At 68.6% G+C, this 20,792-nt stretch carries 18 protein-coding genes; 5 read left to right on the top strand and 13 right to left on the bottom strand.

What is annotated here, in order from left to right; translation table 11 throughout:
- Window positions 1-171: 171 nt before the first annotated feature.
- The 5 genes from JW613_RS31305 to JW613_RS31285 all read right to left on the bottom strand — a co-directional run bounded on the left by JW613_RS31305 (window position 172) and on the right by JW613_RS31285 (window position 3,080).
- Window positions 172-654 carry a hypothetical protein gene (locus JW613_RS31305; RefSeq protein WP_209214243.1) on the bottom strand — a complete coding sequence of 161 codons (483 nt, stop codon included), beginning with the start codon at window positions 652-654 and terminating at the stop codon, window positions 172-174.
- Window positions 655-886: 232 nt separating this feature from the next.
- The gene (locus JW613_RS31300; protein WP_307866119.1) at window positions 887-1,252 is read right to left on the bottom strand and encodes an RbsD/FucU domain-containing protein; all 366 of its coding nucleotides are present in this window, start codon (window positions 1,250-1,252) and stop codon (window positions 887-889) included.
- On the bottom strand, window positions 1,216-1,944 hold the full coding sequence (locus tag JW613_RS31295) for a TnsA-like heteromeric transposase endonuclease subunit (RefSeq protein ID WP_307866118.1): 729 nt from the start codon (window positions 1,942-1,944) through the stop codon (window positions 1,216-1,218). Before JW613_RS31295 ends, JW613_RS31300 begins: the two co-directional genes overlap by 37 nt.
- Before the next feature lie 237 nt (window positions 1,945-2,181).
- Complete coding sequence (locus JW613_RS31290) at window positions 2,182-2,424, bottom strand: DnaB-like helicase N-terminal domain-containing protein (RefSeq protein WP_209214242.1); 243 nt, start codon at window positions 2,422-2,424, stop codon at window positions 2,182-2,184.
- A gap of 260 nt (window positions 2,425-2,684) precedes the next feature.
- The gene (locus JW613_RS31285) at window positions 2,685-3,080 is read right to left on the bottom strand and encodes a DciA family protein (protein ID WP_209214241.1); all 396 of its coding nucleotides are present in this window, start codon (window positions 3,078-3,080) and stop codon (window positions 2,685-2,687) included.
- Between the two features lie 969 nt (window positions 3,081-4,049).
- On the opposite strand from JW613_RS31285, the gene JW613_RS31280 reads away from it, so the two are divergent.
- Window positions 4,050-4,322 (top strand): hypothetical protein, encoded by a 273-nt coding sequence (locus JW613_RS31280; protein WP_209214240.1) that lies wholly within the window; start codon window positions 4,050-4,052, stop codon window positions 4,320-4,322.
- A 237-nt stretch (window positions 4,323-4,559) separates the two neighbouring features.
- Here JW613_RS31280 and JW613_RS31275 read toward each other — a convergent pair whose 3' ends face one another.
- Window positions 4,560-5,465, bottom strand: coding sequence for a phosphotransferase family protein (locus JW613_RS31275; RefSeq protein WP_209214239.1), 906 nt, complete (start codon window positions 5,463-5,465; stop codon window positions 4,560-4,562).
- Between the two features lie 32 nt (window positions 5,466-5,497).
- Window positions 5,498-6,712 carry an NsdA family TPR-like regulatory protein gene (locus JW613_RS31270; RefSeq protein WP_245226590.1) on the bottom strand — a complete coding sequence of 405 codons (1,215 nt, stop codon included), beginning with the start codon at window positions 6,710-6,712 and terminating at the stop codon, window positions 5,498-5,500.
- Window positions 6,713-7,166: 454 nt separating this feature from the next.
- On the opposite strand from JW613_RS31270, the gene JW613_RS36980 reads away from it, so the two are divergent.
- Entirely contained in the window at window positions 7,167-7,670 is a 504-nt protein-coding gene (locus JW613_RS36980) for an ATP-binding protein (RefSeq protein ID WP_099876624.1), read from the top strand.
- Window positions 7,671-9,379: 1,709 nt separating this feature from the next.
- Here the strand turns inward: JW613_RS36980 and JW613_RS31260 are convergent.
- From JW613_RS31260 to JW613_RS31245, 4 genes are all read right to left on the bottom strand, one after another.
- The gene (locus JW613_RS31260; RefSeq protein WP_209214237.1) at window positions 9,380-10,048 is read right to left on the bottom strand and encodes an HNH endonuclease family protein; all 669 of its coding nucleotides are present in this window, start codon (window positions 10,046-10,048) and stop codon (window positions 9,380-9,382) included.
- A 442-nt stretch (window positions 10,049-10,490) separates the two neighbouring features.
- Window positions 10,491-11,627 (bottom strand): phosphoenolpyruvate carboxykinase (ATP), encoded by a 1,137-nt coding sequence (locus JW613_RS31255; protein ID WP_209214236.1) that lies wholly within the window; start codon window positions 11,625-11,627, stop codon window positions 10,491-10,493.
- Window positions 11,624-12,547, bottom strand: coding sequence for a lactate/malate family dehydrogenase (locus tag JW613_RS31250; RefSeq protein ID WP_209214235.1), 924 nt, complete (start codon window positions 12,545-12,547; stop codon window positions 11,624-11,626). The genes JW613_RS31255 and JW613_RS31250 overlap by 4 nt, the downstream gene beginning before the upstream one ends.
- The gene (locus tag JW613_RS31245; protein WP_307866117.1) at window positions 12,544-13,761 is read right to left on the bottom strand and encodes a phosphotransferase; all 1,218 of its coding nucleotides are present in this window, start codon (window positions 13,759-13,761) and stop codon (window positions 12,544-12,546) included. The genes JW613_RS31250 and JW613_RS31245 overlap by 4 nt, the downstream gene beginning before the upstream one ends.
- Before the next feature lie 226 nt (window positions 13,762-13,987).
- Between JW613_RS31245 and JW613_RS36500 the strand changes: the two genes are divergently transcribed.
- Together JW613_RS36500 and JW613_RS31235 are read left to right on the top strand one after the other, a co-directional pair.
- A complete protein-coding gene (locus tag JW613_RS36500; RefSeq protein ID WP_209214234.1) occupies window positions 13,988-15,316 on the top strand; it encodes an NsdA family TPR-like regulatory protein in 1,329 nt (442 codons plus the stop codon).
- A gap of 251 nt (window positions 15,317-15,567) precedes the next feature.
- Window positions 15,568-17,208 (top strand): hypothetical protein, encoded by a 1,641-nt coding sequence (locus JW613_RS31235; RefSeq protein ID WP_209214233.1) that lies wholly within the window; start codon window positions 15,568-15,570, stop codon window positions 17,206-17,208.
- A 272-nt stretch (window positions 17,209-17,480) separates the two neighbouring features.
- On the opposite strand, the gene JW613_RS31230 is transcribed toward JW613_RS31235, so the two are convergent.
- Window positions 17,481-18,161 carry a hypothetical protein gene (locus tag JW613_RS31230; RefSeq protein ID WP_209214232.1) on the bottom strand — a complete coding sequence of 227 codons (681 nt, stop codon included), beginning with the start codon at window positions 18,159-18,161 and terminating at the stop codon, window positions 17,481-17,483.
- Between the two features lie 670 nt (window positions 18,162-18,831).
- On the opposite strand from JW613_RS31230, the gene JW613_RS31225 reads away from it, so the two are divergent.
- Window positions 18,832-19,563, top strand: a complete 732-nt coding sequence (locus tag JW613_RS31225; protein WP_209214231.1) for an alpha/beta hydrolase — start codon at window positions 18,832-18,834, stop codon at window positions 19,561-19,563.
- Window positions 19,564-19,820: 257 nt separating this feature from the next.
- On the opposite strand, the gene JW613_RS31220 is transcribed toward JW613_RS31225, so the two are convergent.
- Window positions 19,821-20,486 carry a hypothetical protein gene (locus JW613_RS31220; RefSeq protein ID WP_209214230.1) on the bottom strand — a complete coding sequence of 222 codons (666 nt, stop codon included), beginning with the start codon at window positions 20,484-20,486 and terminating at the stop codon, window positions 19,821-19,823.
- Between the last annotated feature and the right edge of the window lie 306 nt (window positions 20,487-20,792).

Raw genomic sequence — 20,792 nt, 5'->3', positions numbered from 1 at the left:
CGGCGTTCACCAGGCCATTCTCGGCATCGCCCGGCTGCACAACCTGACCCTCACCGGATGACTCACGCCCCACACGGGACAACCACTAGGGTGCCCAGTGGCAACTGCTGGGGCACCCAACAGCCTCGGACCCCGTTCACGTCGCGCGGCTGCGACTACAGCGGCGACCGCTCAGGAGACGCCGCCCCGGCACAACCCGCTTCCCCCGGCTCCTGGGGAGGAAAGACCAATGCGCATCTTGTGCCCCTCCGGGATGTTCCCGGGCTTTCCGATGTCGTCGCCGCCGATGTCGTAGACGTCGGTGGCGTTGCTTGCCCCGAAGTGGCCTGTGGCCATCTTTCCGGCGGTGAAGTCATAGACCTCGACCTTCATGGAAGGCCCTGGGTTGCCGTCGGCGTTCCGCTCGTCGACGATCCGCACCTTCTCGCCGTGGGCCAGGAAGGTGGCGTGGAAATACTCGGCGCGGTTTCCGTCCCTGGTGCCGATAACGGTGACGTTCCACCCACCGGGATCCTGGGAGGACTTCACGGGGTCCAGGCACTTGAAGTTCCAGCCGGCCATGGTCTCGTTGGCTCCTGCGGGAGACGCCGCCGACAGGGACAGTCCCGCGATGGCGAGTAACCCGACCAACCCGCCGGTGAGGGTCTTTCTCATCGCTTCTCCTCTGCTGCTCGTATGAACGGACGTTTGCGCCGACAGGGGATCTCCGTCGCATGACCATCCGCCGACTCGCTATACGGCCAACCGAAGGAGGATGCGGCATGTTCGTTCGGTCAGTCTGATCCCTCGTCGCGCAACTCATTCATCAGACGAAGTGGATCTGCATGGTGTGACACACGGGGGGTTGTGATGCACGCCACAACATCTGTAAGAGGTGGCAGCGCCGCTAGAACGGCACACCACAGCGCAGGATGATGTTCGCGTACGGCGTAGCCTCCCCGGCTCGGACCACCAGTCGCACGCCGCGGGTGCGGGCCTTCAACTCGTCGTGCGGGATCGACGTAAGTCCGTGGAACCGGCGCCCGAGGAACGCGGCCACCTTCGGGTTCTGCCCGTGCACCTCGCGCGCCGCCGTCGCGCCTTCCACCTTCAGCTCGGCCAGCACCGCGTTGACCACTGTCGTAAACCGAGGCACCCTTAACGAGACGGCCAGGTCCGCCACCGTCGGCGCAGCGCGGCCGTACGGGACCTCCCGACTGCCCAACCGGTAGTCCGTCAGCACCTCCCGCATATGGCCGGCCCGCTCCGCCACCACCTGACGCTCTTCTTCGCCGAGCTGGTCCAAGACCACCGAGGCCACGTCGTCGGGGTCTCCTCCCAGGAACGCACCGGGCGACGTCCCTCAACGCGACGCCATCCAGAGAGGAACCGGCGCAGTTCCTGCAGGAGTTCAGGATTGAACAGCCCATCGCGGCGGTACCCGGCAAGGAAACGCACGTCGTCCAGCTCTGCGGACGGTGGCTCGCTCCAGACCTCATAGCGCCACCCACGTGACTCCACCGCCTGCCGGGTCCACGCGAACGTGGAAGCCACCGCCGGCTTCGACAACCGGTCACACGGCTTGACGTCCACGACAACCGGACCGCCCTCGCAGGTCACGAGATAATCCGGGATCTGCTTGCGGACGGTCCCCTCGACCTCGGCCTTCAGCAAGAACGGCTGGGCCACGATGCCGCGTACCCACGGATCGAAATCGGCGAACAACAGCCGCGCAAGCTCCAGGCGCGACTCGTAGATCACGTGAACCCCAACCGTCGCCGCCCAATACATCCCGGAATAGTGCTTCTGCCCGCTGTACCAGCGGAAGGCGCGCCAAGGGGCGGCCGACTGAAGCAACAGCGCTGCAACAGACTCCGAGGGGCGGGCTTCAACTCTCCCGTCCGGCCGCCGGAAGCAGACCTCCGCCTTCGTCCCCACCCCAGGTCGAACTGCCACCAGCAGCACGATGCCCCCATCAGCACATCGACGGGGGCACACCTCACGGCTTAACCCAAACGAGTGGTGGCCACGACGTGGGGTTCTCAGCACGGTGTCGCGTCCGACGCTGATCCGACATCAACCCTGAGAATCCGATCTGAGAACCTACAAATCCACTGCAGGTTCTCAGCTTCCGTGTCACACGCCGATGCTGTGACCTGCGGGTTCTTCCGCAGTCTCACGACGTGTCGGACGCGCCGCATCTCAGTTTCCGTGTCTTTTCCTCAGCTCTGGTGTTCGACACGAGCCGCTGGCCTGTGACATGACACCGGCGTGAGACCGCGGCGCCAGGTAGATGTGCTCGTGGGCCGGCCGGTAGAAGTCGCTAGGCGTGACGGTCTCCACGATGTCGGCGATCAGGTCGAACGAGCCGAACATGCCGCGCAGGACGGTCTTCTCTGCGCTGAAGTCGTGCTGGGGCCCGGCCTGTGGTGATTCGTCAGTCATGTGCCGCTCCGTGGCGCCGCGAAGGTGGGTCGAGACGCCTAACCGCCATCGGGGGCGCCGGAGGTTCGGGGTGAAAGATCATAGTTCTCCAGGGGGGTGGTCGCTGTTCTGGCGGCCGGGGCGGGCGCGGTGCAGGGGCCTGGCATGGGTGAGGAGCGCTTCCTGGTGGGTCACGGCAGAGCGGCCGGCGGTGATGGGGGTGGAGTGTTCCTTCGGCATTGCGGCGTTCTGCCGTTGACGTCCTGCCTCCAGCCGAGTGGTCAGTGGCGGCTCGGCCAGCCGGAAGTCGAGTTGCACGCGACGGCCCTTTGTGTCTGTGGCCGGCTCTCCGGCCGCCTCGGCCCCGGCCGGTGGCGGCGCGCTGCTGGCCCGGTAGACGCGACTGCGCTGACCGGGAGGCCATCTTCTTGGAGCCGTTGCACCAGCCGGGGCCCCAGCAGACGCATCTGAGTGACCCACGCCTGGCCGCCGCCTTCGACGACCAGGGTGCTCATCTGCTCGTCGAAGCCAGCAACGCGGACGCGGATGGCGATCTCGGGACCGACTACCTGCTGCCACCGTGCGCGAACGCGGCCGGCGGGAGAAGCAATCACGTGGCCGAAGAGTCGTTGTTCCAGGGTGAGCAGAACATCGCGGATGCTCATCACCGGGGTCATTCCCCCACCCCGGCGCGAGCGGGAAGCGGGCGCACTTCGTCTTGACCGTGCCTGCCGTCGGAAGGCGGCCCCCTTGGCGTGGCGCAGCGCGATACGGACCAGGTCCGGTGCTTCGTCAGGCGTACGGCCTGGTGATGAAGAGGCGCTCATCGCAGTACGTCAACTCCTCTGGTGCCTGTGTGCAGTCATCCGCTCCAGGGCACACGCGCGAGGACGAGTCCGCGGCCGTCGGAGGGCTCCCGTTGCCCTGAGCCGGAGCGCTACGTGCTGCAGCTGCGGTCCCCTGGTGAAGACATCATCGACAAGAAAGATCGTGGCTCTGATTTCGCCGGGTCTCCGTTTCACATCAGGGCGATGGCATGCGCCGTCGCAGCTGCGCGCTTGTCTTCCATACCCTTGCTGGCGGAGCGGAAAGTCTCGGTCTTTTGACCAAGCGGTGCGCGCCCGAAGGGCTGAGCGGGAAGGCGCGGGTGACGTCTTTGGTGTAGGCCGCATCCACGATCACTTCCGATGTGCTGGAGCGGCTGGCGGCCGCAGCCGGACCGCAAGTCGAACCTGACTGGTCCGTGGAGCCCCTTTCGGTCCATGGCCAGGGGGCTGGCCGGTTCCGGCTGCGGGTGCGGTCGAAGGCCTTCTTGGGAAGATTCCCGCCGCGTTGGGCCCGGGCGTTGGAGGGCGGCTTGTCGGGAGGTGTCGGCCTGGTCGGCGCGTTCGCCCGCGGCACGGGCGCGCAGGATGAGGCTGTCGTCCTCGCCGGGCTCGGGCGGTGCCGGGGGTTCGCGCAGCTGGTTCTCGGGGTCGGTGGCGCGGGGCTCGGATGGCCTGGAGGACGGGGTCCGGGCTGCGTTCGGCGGTGGTCGGCCGATGGCCCAGTTCCTGGTCTTTCGGTTTCCCGGGCAAGGTTGGGGGGGCAAAGCGGTCCGCACTGTGCGGGCGCTGTGGTGCGGGCGCTGTGGTGCGGGTGTCGGGTTGGGCGGGTGGCTGATCTGTCAGGCGAAACTGCTGCCGCTGTGGGAATGGTGGCGCGTCGCCGCGGTCGGTGAGGAGCTGGCCGCCGCGGCAGACGGTGCAGGATTGGTCGTCCTGGTCGAGCGGGCGGGGGTCGGCCCGGTGCCAGCCGTCCTCGCACTGTCCTGGGCACGGAGTAAGCCATGCGGCCACCTCGTCGGGCCGGTGGCCTTCGCTGTACTCGCGGGGGTCACGGCCGACCTGAAGATGGCCGCACCCACTCAGGTCTGGTAACCGCACAGATCGACAAACTCAGCAACACGTGAGGAAGCCCTTCACTGCCTGAGCCGAAGCGTTCACCGTCGGGGGAGGTTCGTTGCGCTCACGCGCGGCGCCAGTTCTGCCAGGGTCACAAAGACTCCCGGCGTTCCCGAACCCAGGACCCCTTTCGCTTCGCAGCTCACCGTATGCTGCGCCGCCCCGTGGATGGCTGGAAGTGGGGCAGCACTCACAGGGCGTTGGTCTGTCGAGTCACAGGATATTCCATTGTAGGTGTTCGTCCTGTCGACGCAGGCCCTCGACTCGTCGTTCGATTTCCTTCAGACTCCAGGGAGCATGGCGTACCTTCCGAGCATTTGTTGTGATCATTTGCAATTCGCGAGTCACTGCGAGTGGACGGTAACCGCGCCAACGGGTGACATCCCAGCCGTAAGCGTCGGCGAAAGCGTCGTAGTGTTGTTGGCCGTGGCCGAAGCGGCGGCAGTGGACTTCGACGGTGATGAGGTCCCACTCGGGCTGCCCGACGGCCACGGTGTCCCAGTCGCAGAGAACAGCTCTGCCATCGCTGGTATGGAGGGCGTTGCGGTGTTGCGGGTCGCCCTGGATGACCCCTTGAGGCATGGTGAACTGCACGGCGCGCAATTGTGACTCGAGCCGTTCGGTGAGTTCGTTCAGGAACAGCAGCGATTGTCTGGGGAGGCAGGTGATAGCCGCGAGGGATCGGCGGATCGCTGCGAAGTTGTCGTGGTTTGGCAGAGCCACGGGTGGTGTAGGCAGCGAGTGGAGCGCGTGCAGGGGCTGGGCCAGCTGAGCAGCGGCGATCGGTTCTTCTGGCTGGGGCAGGTAGGTCCAGAAGGTGATGGCGTGGCCGTCTATGATGACTGGCTGGTCGACAGGGTGAAGAGGGGCGGTGGGGAAATCGGATGCCATCAGCCAGCGGACGAATGTAGCCGTGCGCGTGACGTCGTCGATGCTTGATCCCCTGCGGGCGATTTTGACAACGACCTGCTCCTTCTCGAGGAGGACGACGGCGTTGGTGTGTCCTCGTAGGAGGCGTGCGTTGGAGCTGTCGAGTCCTACAGCCTCGCATCCCCGCTTCAGGACCTGCTGCATCTCGGACTCGTCGAACCCGCCAGGAGTCAGCGCCGTTTCTCTCATGCGCCCAGGCTCGCCGACCACCCATAGGGCTGTCACATCGGCCCGGTAGGACGCGCCAGGATCTCGCGGAGCTCACGGACCCCGCGACCGCTTTTTCCCGGCGGTAGAGCCTCAATGACCTCGCGTGCCCGTTTTTCCACGATAGGTGTCCTCTGGCCGGGGACCATCCGCAAGAAGGTGGCTGCGGCCAGTTGACACGCCTCGGTCGGGCTGCCGTCATGCGCAAGGCAAATGGCAGCTTCGAAGTGGAGGAGCGCTGGGTCGATGCCGGTCTTGGCGGGGTAGAGGCGGAGCGCTGCCTCTTGTACGCGCCGCGCTTGGCTTGTCTGGCCGAGCGCTGTGAGGGTTCCACTCTCATACAGCCGGAGGCGGCGCTCGGGGAAGCCGAAGGCGTCGTTGTCGACGGTGCCTCGGTCTCTGGTCTGCTCGAACGCGGCTCGTGCGGAGCGGAGTGCAGCCATCGCGCTTTCGGTGTTGCCCAGCTTCGCCAAGGCGCGGGCCTCGGCGGCGGAGGAAAAGGCGGTGGTGGCCCCGGGCCGACCGCGGCAGAGAATGCGGGCCTCCCTTGACAAGCTGACGGCGGCCTCAAGCGGTCCGTAGTAGTAAGGGAGCATGGCGGCCTGCGCCCGTACCCGCGCTCGTAGTTCCGGGTTGCCACTGTCTTCAGCAGCGTTTCGCGCTGTTGCGTACCAGGACTGCGCCCGTGTCAGATGGCCAAGTTTCATGAGTGCGTCGGCGATCAGAGTGGCAAGCATGGCAGTCAGTTCGGACAGTCGCACTTGCACTGCGGCCGGCTGCCGTTGCGCAGCCAGGTCACTGACCTCCTTCAGCTGGCCGAGAAGTACTTGGAGCATTGGTGCTGGTGGTGTGTAGACGTACTGCTCGCGCGCCCAGAGCAACTGCTCATCGAGCAAGTCGACTTGTGTTGCGGTGACTGTGCCGGTCGCCAGTGTGCGGTCCACCTCGCGTCGGGCGGCGTCGACGTGCTGCTCGAGGGACATGTGCGCTGCGGACGCCTGCATCGCCAGCGAAGGGGGTGACGGCGGCGCAGTCGGAACGAGCGACGCACTCGCCAATACGAGATCCTGAGGCACGCACTCGTAGAGGTCACACAATAGTTCGACCGTGGCAGGACGCGGCTGGCGGCCGGTCTCCCAGTGTCCCAGTTGGTCGGCGTCCACTCGAGGAGCCGCAGCGCGTCCCCTTCCGAGCACGTTCAGTCTCTCGGCCGCTTCCTTGAGGGTCATTCCTCGGGCCAAACGCTGTGCGCGCAGGGGTGACACCGAGCAGTGGATGTGAATGTTCCGGGCGATCTCGTGGACTGTCTCCCCACGCTCGGTCCCCTCTTGCCGTAGCCGCTTTGCGCAGGACGGACGGTGTGACACACGGTCCATCTGACCTCCCTAACCTGAGGCGCTCTCACGGCCAGGTTAATAACGGCCCGTCGGCTTGTTTGGAAAAACAGTGACTTACGAACAAAACAGTGCCCGAATCAGTGACTTCGCCTTCCGGAATAACTGAGCAGCCGCTGGTGACGGTTGTCTGCCAGCAGCGCTTCGGCGGATCATGCCGGTCGAGCAGCGCGACACCCCCCTTCACAGCCCAAGCCTCTGCCGACCGGCCGTTGTGCTTGCGCGAGTCGCCACTGCCCGGTCACTGCTCCCGGACAGCGGTAATCGTCATGAGAACGGAGCGTGAACGATGCCCTTGACGAACCGACAGTTTCTGGCAGTGATGACGCGCGGAGACAGAACCGAGTGTGTCGAAGTGCAGCTGGAGAGTCAGGCCCCCGCCGTAGGCGAAGCTCGCCGCTTCGTGCGGCGGCAACTTGCCGCCTGGTGGCTGCCGGAGGACGACGACTTCCTCGACCGGGTAGTCCTAACCACCAGTGAGCTTGTGGCCAACGCAGTCGTGCATGCCCGGACACGACCGGCAGACGAGAGCGAGCACGTCGGGGTCCGACTCACCTTCGCCGCCGGGATTGCTCTCGGCGTGCTGGTGACGGATAACTCCGGCGCTGCACCCCTTCCTGCATTCTGTCTCCGGCCGAATGCATCGGGGGGCCGTGGGCTAGCACTGGTCAGCGCGATGACGGACGGCTGGACCACAGTCCCGAGGGAGTGCGGGAGGAGCATGCCAGGAAAAGGCGTGTGGGCATTCTTCAGCTGTCCCAAAGCCGCGGGGGGAATGTCTCCGTTGGCCTGACCTGGCCAGATTCCGTGATCGTTCTGGAACAGGAGAGTTGATGATCGTCGCCGTTGGTGGCCGCCCATGGACCGGCAAGACGACGCTGGCACAAGCACTGGCCGAAGCCCTCCGCGCAGTCCTGCTCAACAAAGCTGAGCTACGACGTGTGTTCTTCCCCCAGGCCCGTCATGTTCTCGCCCGAGAGGAGCGACCGGCTGGACGAGTTCCTTCTCCAAACCACCGTGTGGCACCTCGAGACGGGGCCCCCCGTGATACTCGACGGCCGCGCCCTCACCCATACCCGCGAAGTGAATGCCCTGCGCCGCTTCGCCTCCGACATGGAGAATCCCTCCACATCGTCGAATGCGTCTGTCCTCCTCAAATAGCACACGCCCGAGCAGACGTTTGCAGAGCGGCCTCCGGAGTGGAACGGCGAGGTGGCAACAACGACCACCCCAATCCCCGGCCCGGAGATCGTCGTGGACACGCTGTTCCCTCTTGAGGAATGTCTCCACACTACTCTTCACGGTATCCGTACCGCCAGCCAAGGGCCGCTCAGGCGACGCACCTGTCACCTCTGATCGGAAAGCGGCCGCTGCTCAGCGAGCCTCATCTGCTCCGGAATCAGGTCCTACGCCGCTCCCCCGCAGTACCGCTCAACGAACCCCTCGACCGCCCGGAATCCGGGCCCAACATCCGGCCTCCCGGGCCACCTGACAACGTACGGAACATCTCATGGTGCAGTGGACCCAATACCGGTGGCATGTTCAAAGAGGATCCGCTCGTTCTGGCGACCTGTCGCTGCTCGGTTCAGGGCTCGACAGCGTAGAGACGAGTGCTTTCATCGGCATAGCCGCTCTGGAGTGGCTGCTGGAGGAGTCATCGCCGGTGGGACCCGCATTGCAGTGCCTCGCACACGCGCGCATGCTGATCCCCGTACCAGCGGGCACTGCCGGCTGGTGGGCAGCAGCCCACTCTAGCTGCCGGCCGGGCATTCGCGAGTGCGACGCGGACCCGTACGCGCCGCGCTGTGTACTCCAGTGGCTAGCACCCGGCAAAGCAGCAGTAGTGACAGAGCCTCAACGCCTGCACGAGATGTTGAGCAGATGCCGCTCCCGGTCACGCTTTCCAGCCACGTGACCGACAAGCCCCCGCGATCGACCAGTCTTTGTCACCACCGCACTTGCGGATCCTCACGGCAGCGCGTACTGGATCGCAAGCCGGACGCGCAGTGGTATGCGAGCTACCGGAAATCCGCCGGACCCGAGACCACGCCCGCGCCCGTGGAGCGGGCCCCTGCGCCCCGAACACGGCTCCCCCGCCAGCAGCTTCTACCTGGGCGAATGGCTGGGAACCCGGTGCGCGCGGCGCGCCCCCGGCCGAGTGGACCAGTCGAGCTGAAGCCATCAGTGCCCCCTATGACATCCCCCGGCAGGGGGCTGGCCTGGGATCAGGCGTGTGATGGCCGCGCTCATGTTCGCCCGGCTTGAGGACCGCGCCGGCTCCTGCTCTCGACCGCCAGGGAGCACGAACTCCTGCGGAGCTCATCGAATGCTTCCGCGAACTCATCGGGGACGGCCTGGTGGGCCAGGATGAGCTGGGCGGGTACATCGGCTTCCCACGGCTGCATGCGGCACATGCGTGAGCAGGCGCGGCAGCACGCCGGACTGTGATGGCGGGCAGACAAGAGAGCGGAGCGCTCGGTGAGCGGTCCCCTCTCTTTCATGTCACGACGCGATGTCGGTGCTGACGCGGGTAGTCAGCGGACACTCTGCTGCCCGGGCTTGAAGGGCCTTCTTCTCGGCCTGGTCGGCGGCCAGCTTCCAGCGGGTTTTGGTGGCGACCCAGTCGACCAGGTAAGTGCAGGAGGCGCCCTTGGCCGGCACCCACCATCCGGCCGGGTCCTTGTCGGCCTTCTGCCGGTTCTCCCGCGCGGTCACCGCCACCAGCGACCGCGGAGAGCCGAGGTCATTGGCGTAACGCTCACGCTTTTTCGCGTCCCAGTTCGAGGCCCCGGAGTCCCAGGCTTCGGCGAGCGGCACCATGTGGTCGATGTCCAGCGAACGCGGGTTGTCGGTGCGCTTCCCGTCGTAGTAGGAATGCCATTCTCCGTCGGTGAGGGAGCAGCCTGGTCCGACCTTGGGCTGCTCGATGGCTTCTTCGATGAGGACTTCCTGGCGGGTGTTGCAGCCGTCCTTATCGGTGTCGATCCAGTGGCGGAAGCTGGAGCGCCTGTAGCCGGCGCGGTTCTCCTTGGCAACCGGCAGAGCGTTGATCGCCTCGGCCACGGTCGTGCTCACCCGCTCTTTGACGGCGGATTCCGCCACCGCCGGGGCGGCGGCGATGAGGGGAAGGGTCAGTGCGGCGGCCGTCAGACCGCGAACCAAAATGATCACAACCGATGTTGTAGCCGCACCCTCTCCCGGACCGTCCCGAATACCGCACGGGTTCACCCAACCGGGGCACCGGATAGGCTCCGAACAGGACCAGACGGTGCGGCAGTGCGCAAGAGCGGAGCGGCTACTGTCACGTGGCGGTAGGCGCCTGGCTCTTCATCTCGAGCGGTGGCGGCCGTCAGCAGCGCGTTGTTCCTCTGCGCGGAACAGCAGTCCTCGTCGCTTTCCTCGTTCCGGTCGGCGGCCTGCCGGACCGCCGCAACCTGCGCCGCAGCGGCGCGGCTGTCTGCCGCGCCACCGCGTACAACAGGGCTTCGCTCGCACGGGAACAGGCGGTCGGCCGCTGCGGGAGGCCGCAGAGGGGTAGGTCAGTGCATCCTCCGCCATGTGTTTTCGATGTAGTGCCTCCGCGAGCTGCCCGGCAGCCCCGCTTGTTGTGGGCTCACAGGTTGTCGGCGAGTTTGGTGAGGAAGTCGGCGTTGGCCTGGGTGTTGTGGCCGAGGACGATCTGGTGGTGCGGGAGGGCGGCGAGGCGGTCGGCGACGGTGGTGCGGGCCAGGTCGCTGCCGCCGCCGTTGAGGCCGTGGGCGAGGCCGAAGTGGTCGGGGTAGCGGTCCTCGGTGGCGCCGGACATGAAGTCCTCCTCGCCCAGGGTCCGGGCGCCGTCGGCCAGTGCCGGGGTGGCGGCGGGGTCGATGCGGGGGAAGAGCATCGCCGCCGCGTGGCCGCCGGTGGCCAGGTTCATGCCGAACCAGCTGGTGAACTGGTCGGGGAAGATCTGCACCTTGCGCTCCCGCTTGCCGCCCGGCTCCCACAAAGGTTCGCGGCGCCCGGCCAGCAGGGCCTCGGTGACGTCGTCGTGCTGGGTGGGGTGGAGCTTCTCCCCCGCCAGGAGGCGGTCGCGGACGATGTCGTAGAGGCCGAGGGCGTCCAGCAGTCCGAGACCGACGGCGGCGGCCGAGGGCCAGGGCAGGACGTGCAGCTGGTCGCCGACCGGTTTGATGAACACGCGGTCGTTGGCGAGCAGCTGGTCGCCGTGGCCGGCGAGCAGCAGTGCGGTGGTGGTCTTGCCGGCGCCTTTGGAGCCGAAGGCGAGCACGGCATGGCCGTGGTGGACGGCGGCGGAGGCGTGCAGGAGCGTCCACCCGTCGCGCAGCAGATCGGCGCGGACCATCTCCCTTGCGATCCGGGCCGTTGCCAGTGCCAGCGGCTGGGGGCTGCGGCCGGTCAGGGTGAGGCGCCCGGCAGCCGGCTCGGAGTGGTAGGCGAGTCCTTCCTCGGGTGAGACGGCGGTGACGGTTCCCTCGGCGTCGCGAGTGAGCAGGAGCCGGGCCTTGGCGTAGGTGGTCTCCTCGTGCGGGCTGGTGGTCACGTGTGCGGTCAGCTCGTCGCAGGCTGTCTCATCGAGATGGGCGGTCACGACGGGTCCGGCGCCTGCGTTTTCGGCGAGCGGTTCGACCGCGTTCCACCAGGGGCCGAAGTAGCGGCGGGACCAGTCGGTCACGGACGGGGTGTTGCTTTGCACGGTCACACTCGCGTGGGCGGCGGTCAGCCGCACTGCAGTAGTGGCGGTGCTCATGAAGTCTCCAGTCTGTTGGGATGGGGGGTGGTCTGGAGGGTCTGGTAGGCGGTGCGGAGCTTGGTGGCGGCCGCGGCCAGTTGCCGGGTCTCCTCGAGGGTGAGGCGGGGCAGGCACGGTAGGGGCTGACCGCCTGTGAAGCGCAACGGGATTCCGAGCCACGCGCTGTGCTGGTGGGTGGTGAGTTCTTCGGTACCGTCGGCCAGTCCGAGGGCTTTGTGCAGGGCGGACAGGACCGCTCCGGCCGGTCCAGCACGAGTGCGGCCGACCCCGGAAGAGATACGTCCGGGGCGGGTACGCAGCTCCTGCCGTACCCGCGTGAGGGGGATGGTGACGGGCTGCCCGTTGACGGTGGTCGAAGAGGCGCAGACCACGGCGTGGTCGCCGTGCTCGCCGATCACGTGCCCCTGGATGGCGGTGGCGGGTACGTGCAGCAGGCGGGCCACAGCGAGGCGGTAGCGGGCCGAATCGAGGTTGGAGCCGATCCCGAACACGCGCTCACAGCCGGAGGTCTCGGCGAACAGCCGCGTCATCAGGTCGACGGGGTTGGTGACCACGAGCACGGTGCCTGGGTAGCCGCGCAACTGGTGGGCCAGGTCGCGGATGAGGGGCGCGTTGGCTGTGGCGCCGCCCATACGGATGTCCGCACAGCGAGCGTTGGTGAAGGCAGCCCGCGCAGCGATGACGAGGGCCTGGCAGCCGGTCATTCCGGCTACGTCGCACGACTCGGGCCGGGTGGGTGAGCTGGTGGCCTGGCGCATGTCGGCCAGATCGGCGGCCAGCGCCGCGGCCTGATCACGGGTGCGGGAGGCGACCAGCAGGCGCCGGGTGATGCCGGTGGCCACCAGGGTGGCGGTCACGGTCTGGCCGACGGCTCCTGCTCCGATCACGCCGATCGACTCGGTCTGCCGCGGCGTCATGCGGCGACCGCCTGCAGACGGACGAGGGCGTTGTCCCACACCGCGTGCGGGGCGGTGCCGGCGGCCAGCTCGCTGCTGGTGCGGTCCGCTGCGCGGCACCAGTCCACCGCACGGGCCACCAGCGCGGTGCCGTGGTCAGGCAGGGGAAGCGCGGCGGGGGCGGACAGGTAGGTGGAGAGGATGTTGATGCTGTCCATCAGCCACAGCACCAGCACCCGACTGCGCCAGGCACGGCGCTCTGTGTCCGGCAGAGCGTCCATCCGCTTCGAGGCGAAGACATCGATGCCGTGCACCAGGTGCTGGCCCACCAGGGGGCCGGGGCGGGCGGCGGCCAGTACGAGTGCGGTACGGCTGATCAGCTTCGCGGCGTCGAGGGCTGGGTCGGCGATCTGGAGGCCGGGATCAATGAAGACCGGCTGCCCGGTGGGCCCGTCGGGGAAGAAGACGTGCTCGGGCTTGAGATCACCGTAGGCCACTGTGCGCCGGGTGGGCTGGGGCAGCATCGTGGCCCGCAGCCGGTGCAGCCGGGCGACGACCCAGCCCAGCACATCGGCCACTTCCTCCCGGTCGGCGGCAGCACACCGGTCGGTGCCGAGCCGCCGCAGGTAGGTGGGGCCGCTCAGGCCGTTGAACTTGCGCTGGAAGGTGCCCGCGATGCTGCGCTCACCGATGGCCCCGGCCGGGCCCAGGCCCCGGGCGGTGGGCGGCTGATGCAGTCCGTGCAGCTGGCCGAAGGCCGCGCCGAGCAGCTCGGCCGTCTCAGCGGGGTGGCCCGGCAACAGATCTGCCAGGCTCTGTCCGGTGACGGACTCGGTGAACAGCACCCCGCGCTTGAGTCCGGCCACCGCGCAGACCCTCGGATGCCCGAGGCGGGCGAGCAGCCGCAGCTGCGCGGCCTCCCGCTCCATCAGCGCGTCCGGGCGCTGGAGGTATGCCTGCTGCTCGTAGCGGACATCCGGCCACGGACCGCAGGTCCCGCGCAGGAGCGAGACCAGGGAGACCCCCAGGAAGGAATATTTGGCGTACAGCGGGCGGCTGTCCACCCGAATGCGGCGCACATAGCCGGTCACGCTCGGAACCTGGTCACCAAGCTCGAAATGGGCCTGTGGCCACAGCTCGGTGGCGGCCGTGGTGATCTCCTCATCGGCGAAGGCGAACACCTCCGCCGGATCGGGGATACGGGCGGGCGAGGTGCTCACGGCTTCGGTGGTCACTTTTCGCCTCCAACGGCAGAGAGGAACAGCACGGCCCGGGCTGGCGCCAAGGGCGAGCTCGCCTCTGGGCCATGCCGCGGTCACGCTGGCGACCCGGCGAACGGGGCCGCGGTGAGGGGTGCTCAGTCAAGCCGGGGGCGGTATGGGCGATAACCCCACGCCGGGGGCCCCACGGTGGGTACCGTCATGCTCCACACGCCGTCACAATGGAGTGCCGGGGGCCACCATGGACTTACCGCCGTCGCCGTCTCAGGTTCCACCTCAGCTGCTCGCGGATCCCGTCTTCGTGCAGGCGCTCGCCGGCCGGGACTTCGCTGTGGTCTTCGCCATGGCCCACCAGGCCGGGGTCAGCTTCAACCGCATCAGCGAGGGCTGCGGCATCAAAGCCGACCGCGTCTCGAAAGTGGCCCGGGGAAAGGCGGCGGTGACCGCGCTGGAGACCATCGAGCGGATCGCGGACGGCCTGCGTATCCCCGGTGCCTTCCTGGGCCTTGCTGCGCGATCCTGGGAAGACAAGGCCGCATCGCCTGGCGCAGAGCTCGATGAGGGAGACGATCCGATGCAACGCCGCCGACTCCTGCGCGGTGCGCTCGCCGCCGGCCTGACCGGCACGGCGCTCACCGCCCTGGCCACCACCCGCCAGTCCCTCGACCAGGCGCTCGCCGCCGAGGTCCCGGCCGACCTCGCCGACCTGGAAGCCGCCGCCGAAAGCTACGGATACGGCTACCACGGCCAGCCGCCCACCCGCGTGCTGGCCGACCTAGTCGCCGACTTCGCCGAGATCAGGCCCCTGCTGGCCGACCCGGGCCCGGTCGCCCAGCGGGTGCGGGTGTGCCGGATCGCGGGACAGATGGCAGGTATGGCCGCCATCGTGCTCCACGACCTGGGCGCCCGGACGGAAGCCCGCGGCTGGTTCGCCACCGCCAGCCGGGCCGCCGCCGAGTCCGGCGACCGCCAGCTGCATGCCTGGATCCTCGCGAGGGAAGCGATGGTCCCGCTCAACTACGGTGCGCCGAAAGCCGCGGTCGCCCTCGCCGAGCGGGCCCGCCACACCGCCGGGAGCCGTCCGACCGCCGCAGCGACCCTGGCCGCCTCCGTCGCCGCCCGCGCCTACGCCCTGGCCCACCAGGACGACCAGGCACGCGAAGCCCTCACCGCAGCGGACCGGTGCATGGAATGCCTCGATGACAGCCAGCGAGCCGACACCTGGCTCACCCACGGCGAGCAAAAACACCACGTGCACCTCAGCCATGCCCTCACCGCCCTGGGCGACACCCGCCGGGCACGCGAGAGCCAGACACGTGCCCTGGAGCTGTCCGCACCCACCAGCACCATGACCCGCACCCTGCTCAAGATCGACGCCGCCGCCTGCGCCCACCACGACGGCGACACCGAACAAGCCTGCCGCCGCACCACCGCCGCCCTGACCCACCTTCCCGCCGACTACCGCACCGGACTCGTCCACCGCCGAGCCAGGGACCTCTACCGCTCCATCCCCGCCACACACCAACACGAGCGCGCCGTACGCGACCTGCGCGACGCCCTGGCCGCCTGACCAGAGCCCGGGCAGAGCGCTGCCCACTGGCTGGCCAAGCCGCGCCGACAGCCCAGAGGCGTGCGCGTGGACCGATCCTGCACGGCCCCCTCCCGCACCTTGTTGGCTGATCGGCACCTGTGCCGTACGGCGCTGGCTTCCCATAAGGCAGGGCGCGCCAGGCTGAAACGTTTGTTCCCCGCGGGCGACCGGCAGGTATACCCGATGGTGACCCCTCGGGACAACGAACGAGCAACGCTGGGAGTACGTACATGACGGTGGAGGCCGACACGCGGCAAGAACGCGTCGTGGGGCGGGTGTGGGCGGTGCGTCTGGACCCCTACGGCCGCCCCTACGCCGGCACGGTGAGGCTCTCCTGCTCCCGCCCGGCCTGCCCCGACCAGCGCTTCGGCAGCGCGGCTGCGGGGCGCAAGGCCGCTGTCGACCACATCAATATGCACCTGGCCCGCATCCGCGAGAGCGGGGGGCCGCGCGGCGGGGCGTGGTGCGCGTGTCGCGCCACGAACTGCGCCTGGCACGCCCCCGGTCCCGCTGCAGGAGAGCGCGGTGGGATGCGCCGAGCGGCACAGACGGAGCGGTGCGGCGGCTCGGTGGTGCTGACGGTGCATGCGGACCGTGCCGGGCGGCTTTGGCGGATCGCGGAGATGTGCGCGCGCTGCGCGGCTGCCACCACCGACTGCCGCGTCCTGGACACCGCCCCACCCCCAGCCCGCACCGCACCGGCCCAAGCGCCCCAAGCTCCGGACCATCCAGCAGCACGGCGGGAGCCGACGGGCGGCACCGGCAAGAACGACGTAGTGGCCGTGTTCTCACACCACAGCCCCTCCCCTGCAGCCGGGCCTCCCTCTCCAGCCGCCGGGACCGCTCCCCTCCCCCGGGCCCGTGCCAGCTCATCGGCAGGGACGTCCCGGCGGGCGAAGCGGTGGGGAAAGATCGCGCAGCGGACCGTGCCACGCGATCTGCAACCCGATGACCTGCGGGCGGAACTCATCGAGCTCGGGGATGCCTTCCGCGCCTACCAGAAGTGCCCCGAGCCAGACCTCGCCCTCCTGGCCAGGCTGCACGAGCGCAAAGCCGCTGCCTTCCAGAGGTGGGCCGACGTAAGCGGTGACGGCTCCCTGCTCCGTGAGGCGAGGCGTGCGGAGAAGGCAGCGCGGACCACCCTCTGGATACACGAGAACCGCAGCGGCCGGCCCAGCAGCGACACCGCGGGTGGCAGCGTGCCGCAGGTGGAATGGCTGCTGACCCGGCAACAGGCCGGTCACGCCCGTACCGTGCTGGACTACGTCACCGCCCGCGCCCCGCACCCCGAGGCCGGAGCGCACCTGGCGGTGCTGATGCTCACCCTGCGGGCCGCCCGCGCCGGCGCCGGGAACGTCACCGGCCAGGATCTGACCGGCTGGCTGCGAGACGACGCCGAGCAGGTCCTAGAGCGGCTGGCCACGGACGGCTGGCTGCGCCTGCCCGGCACCGTCGGCGAAGCCCTGGCCTCCCGGCCCGAGAACCCCACCACAGTCACCGTCCCCTCACTACTGCCCGACCGGCCCCGCCCGTTCACCTTCGGCAAGACCACCCGCTCACGCATCTCCGGCTGGGCCCAGAAAGCCGCAGGCGACCGGAAGATCCGCAAGAAGAAGCTGAGCACCGCCACCCGGCTCCTGGCCCTGTACACCGCCGCCCACGCCCGCCCCGACGGCCACCTCGGACACGCCGGCCACGGCGGGCTCCGCCTGGACCAGGCCGCCGCCTTCTGCGCCCTGCCCCCAAAGGCAATCACCGAACACGCCGAGCTGCTGACCGCAGCCGAATGGCTCACCGAAGCCGACACCAGCCAAGGAACGCTGCGCGGCCGACTCGCCGAACGCGTCCTGCCGCTGGGCGGCCGGCTGTGACGCACTCATCGAACCGAAGCCCCCATTCCGGCCCGAAGCCGGCTGAACCCTCTGAGGAGCTCCTTGCCCCGGCCCGGACATGATTCTCCGCAAGGGCGAACAGCGGCGGTGCGGCCCGAGCATCGTGCCCAAGGACGGCCTGGGCGCGGGCGCGGTCGCTGCCGCGCTGGCTGCCGTGGCGAGACCGACATGACCGGGTTGCGGTCCTCGGCGGCGCGGACACCACCTCCTCCTCACAGCCCAGAGCCGGGGGCGCTGCCGAACAGCGCAGTTCACGTTCCCCGGTGGGCTTCACGGCGGGCGCGCTGCAGATAGAGCAGGGCGGTCAGGTCAGCCTGCATCTGGACTACCTGTTCCGGGGTGAGCCGGTGCTCGGCCGAGCCGACGCGCAGGCGCACTTCCTCAGGGGTGACCGTGTAGCCTGCGGGCTCCCCACGACCGCACTCGATTCTCTCGCCCGCGGCCAGCTGCCGGTACGGACGGACCAGGTGTGCAGGCGTGGAGGCGGGGGCCAGCGTATACCCAGACGTTGAGGGGCGGTGCGGCACGCCGATGGCCATGTAGAAGTCGGTGATGGCCTCCTCCAGCCCGCGCGGGCCGGTGGGAGCGGCGCCGACGAACGCCTCGACAAGTGCGCGGTGAGGACGGGGGGCGTCGGGCCCGTAAGGGTGGTCGGCCAACGGCGGCTCATCAACTTCTAGGTGCACGCAAGCTGGGGGAATCAGAAGGCGGGTGAAGCCGCGGCGCAGCAGGCTGGCGTGCGCCTGCCGCATCCGGGCGATCTGGGCATGCACCGGGTTCTGGCCGAAGGGAGGCGAGGGCCGGCAGACGGTGCCTCGCGTTCCGTACAGGCCGTGCGCGGTGTGCCGCAGGCCGTTGTGCGTCACGATGAGCGTCTGCTGGCGGCCGGTCTCGTCATGGCCGAGCCGAAATCCCACCGCAGTCGTCGGCATCCGACCCTCCCCTGTGTGTGCGGCATGACGCTACTGGCTTCCGCCGCACACCGTGCGCGATTTGGACTCACGGATGCCCGATCGTGCACTGCAGGACCCGCCACCAGGTCCCGACAGCGCGACACCGCAAAAGGGGACCGCCCGCCCGCGCTGGGCTGCCTCGCCGATCGTCTGCGCCGCCCGCCGCCTCCCGCCTCCCGCCTCGGCGCGGTCAGTCGGGGAACGGAGGAATGCCGGTCGAGGTCTGGCCGGTGTCATGCGCGCGTACCAGCCTGTCTCTCGCGAATGCCCCTGGTGGCTTTGTTCACGAGAACCGATAGCACCAGTACATGAGATTGGGAGGCGTCGGCGGCGCGTCGTGTTCGATGTTCATGAGAAACAACAGCGCCCCCAGCGCGCCCCGCCGTCGCAGAGCCTCGCCTCGGGAAGCCACGATGAGGCCCCAAGTAGCTCTGCGTAGTGCTCCGACTCCTTGGCATCCGGCCACGGAGCCCGCGCGAAAACCGATTGCCGGACCACGGCGGCCGCTGCTACTTTCGCGGAGGCCGTGCGAGAGAACGAGGAGGTGGTACCCGTGAACGTATCGATATGGGTGCTCTCCTCCGGGGTCACGGTCGGGCGATAGGTCGTCCGGGAGCGCCGTTCAAGCGCACCCCCGAAAGGCATGACCATGGCCCTTCACTTCACTTCCGAACAGCGCCTCGACGACGTCCTCGAACGCGAATTCACTCTTGGTGAGATCCCCGGCATCCTGTGGACGCCCGCATCCGCACCGGCGCCGCTGGTCCTGCTCGGCCACCCCCCGCTCGGACTGCACAAGATGTACCCCCGACTGGTGGCGCGGGCCCGGCATGCCGCGGCGGATGGCTTCGCCGCGGCCACCATTGAGCTCCCCGGCAGCGGTGACCGGCCCCGTTGGGCCGCCGCCGATCAGGCCCGCGCCGACCTGCGCCGGGCTATGGAAGCAGGCGAGCCGGTCAGCGAAGAGATCATCGACGCCCTCATCCTCCCGCTCGTCGATAAGGCGGTCCCGGAATGGCAGGCCGCCCTTGACGCCCTCCTGTCGCTGCCCGAGATCGGCGGTCCGGTCGGGTACTCGGGGGGAGTGATCTCCATCGGCGTTCGCCTTGCGGTAGTCGAGCCGCGCATCGTGGCCGCCGGCCTCTTCGCCGGGAGTTTCGTGCCTCGCGCCATGTTCGAGGAGGCCCGCCAGGTCACCATTCCTCTGCACGTCCTCCTGCAGTGGGACGACGAAGGGAACGACCGGCAGGCGGCCCTGGACCTGTTCGACGCCTTCGGCTCCAAGGAGAAGACGCTGAACGCCAATATGGGCGGGCACACCGGCGTCCCGCAGTACGCGGGTGACGCCGCGGCCCAGTTCTTCACCCGGCACCTGAAGTGAGGCCGGGCCGCCAGGCCATCAGCAGACGGTAAGCCATATTGGCCAGGATGCTGCTCGTCGAGGACAGGTCCCGGCGCTCCTCTGCTGCTGCGGGCCCCTGCCAACTCGGCAGGGGCCCCGCGCTGCCCGAAGCCATGAACTGTTCGATTTCTGCAGTGCTTCGGGTGCTGCCCAATCTCGTGTCCAGGTGCTGTCGGCTCTCGTGGACAAAGCCACCCACCGACGCGGCTCGCTCATGCGCCACAGCCTCCCACGCGTCACTGACTGGCCTGGGCCGGGGACTGGAGGGCACTGCTGTACAGAGCCGCTCGCCCGTGATGTCGTCGACGACCCGCTGACTGTCTGTGGCCGAGGAGTTGGGGGAACCCGGTCGTGTCCTTCTCGCGGATTGCGCTGTGGTGGGCGGTGCTCAGTGGCCACACGGTGGGTGGCGGTGACGTGCGGCGGGCGTTCTCGCGCCGCTTGGGACGAGGCGGCTGGGGTGGGCGGAGTTTGCACTGCTCCGCGAAATCAGTCAGACGCGGCAGCCGAGCTGCTCCCAGTGGGTCGGCGAAGAGACGGACACCTTTGCTGTCGGTGATCAACAAGTGGAGGAACACGGTGGCACGGAGGAAGGGACGCGCCCAGGAGGGCACGGGATGGGCCATACAGCCCTGACGGGCGTTCGCCGGATCGTGGAGTGTCACGGTGTGGGCGTCCAGAGCGACGTCGGTGACGCGGGCGGTGCGCAGCTGGGTCATCGAAGCGGCAGTGAAGCAGGCCGTCGCCAGTTGGGCTGCCAGGTGGGGGTGGGCGGTGGCCGTGTGGAGGCGGCAGGCGATCTGGTCGCGGTCGGCAGCGGGCAGAGAGGGCGGGGTGAAGCCGTATGCGCCGGCTGTCGGTGGCCGGCAGGCACAGTGGTCGTCCTCGTCGAGGGAACGCACCCATCAATAGAGGTTGATCCGGACGGTCCATTGCCGGGTTCAGCCGAGTCTGCTGAAGGCCCAGCGAAGTAACTCCTGGTCAGGTCTGTCCCGCCCGGTTCGTTGGAGGGCTGTGAGGGTGTGGGCTGTGAGTCGGGCTCCACCCGGGCCCGCGAGGCCCCGGCCGACTCAAGCGGGCGGCCTGCGCGCAGATCCCGCTGCACCGTGCCGGGCAACGTGCCCAGCGATGGCACATTCTCCAGCGAGTCATCCTTTGTCATCTGCCGGTGCAGGGCTGCGACGTTCCCGCCCAGCTGGGCCAGCCGG

It is taken from the genome of Streptomyces smyrnaeus, from assembly GCF_017676345.1.
Taxonomy (GTDB): domain Bacteria; phylum Actinomycetota; class Actinomycetes; order Streptomycetales; family Streptomycetaceae; genus Streptomyces; species Streptomyces smyrnaeus.
The sequence above is the reverse complement of the archived record's forward strand: the minus strand, read 5'-3'. Positions and strand labels throughout refer to the sequence as shown.

What these genes read in the sequence shown, in the direction of transcription:
- JW613_RS31230 (WP_209214232.1), bottom strand. Translation starts at nt 18,161, where the DNA reads ATGCCGACGACTGCGGTGGGATTTCGGCTCGGCCATGACGAGACCGGC.
- JW613_RS31250 (WP_209214235.1), bottom strand. Translation starts at nt 12,547, where the DNA reads ATGACGCCGCGGCAGACCGAGTCGATCGGCGTGATCGGAGCAGGAGCC.
- JW613_RS31305 (WP_209214243.1), bottom strand. Translation starts at nt 654, where the DNA reads ATGAGAAAGACCCTCACCGGCGGGTTGGTCGGGTTACTCGCCATCGCG.
- JW613_RS31275 (WP_209214239.1), bottom strand. Translation starts at nt 5,465, where the DNA reads ATGAGAGAAACGGCGCTGACTCCTGGCGGGTTCGACGAGTCCGAGATG.
- JW613_RS31225 (WP_209214231.1), top strand. Translation starts at nt 18,832, where the DNA reads ATGGCCCTTCACTTCACTTCCGAACAGCGCCTCGACGACGTCCTCGAA.
- JW613_RS31255 (WP_209214236.1), bottom strand. Translation starts at nt 11,627, where the DNA reads ATGAGCACCGCCACTACTGCAGTGCGGCTGACCGCCGCCCACGCGAGT.
- JW613_RS36980 (WP_099876624.1), top strand. Translation starts at nt 7,167, where the DNA reads ATGCCCTTGACGAACCGACAGTTTCTGGCAGTGATGACGCGCGGAGAC.
- JW613_RS36500 (WP_209214234.1), top strand. Translation starts at nt 13,988, where the DNA reads ATGGACTTACCGCCGTCGCCGTCTCAGGTTCCACCTCAGCTGCTCGCG.
- JW613_RS31290 (WP_209214242.1), bottom strand. Translation starts at nt 2,424, where the DNA reads ATGACTGACGAATCACCACAGGCCGGGCCCCAGCACGACTTCAGCGCA.
- JW613_RS31270 (WP_245226590.1), bottom strand. Translation starts at nt 6,712, where the DNA reads ATGACCCTCAAGGAAGCGGCCGAGAGACTGAACGTGCTCGGAAGGGGA.
- JW613_RS31235 (WP_209214233.1), top strand. Translation starts at nt 15,568, where the DNA reads ATGACGGTGGAGGCCGACACGCGGCAAGAACGCGTCGTGGGGCGGGTG.
- JW613_RS31285 (WP_209214241.1), bottom strand. Translation starts at nt 3,080, where the DNA reads ATGACCCCGGTGATGAGCATCCGCGATGTTCTGCTCACCCTGGAACAA.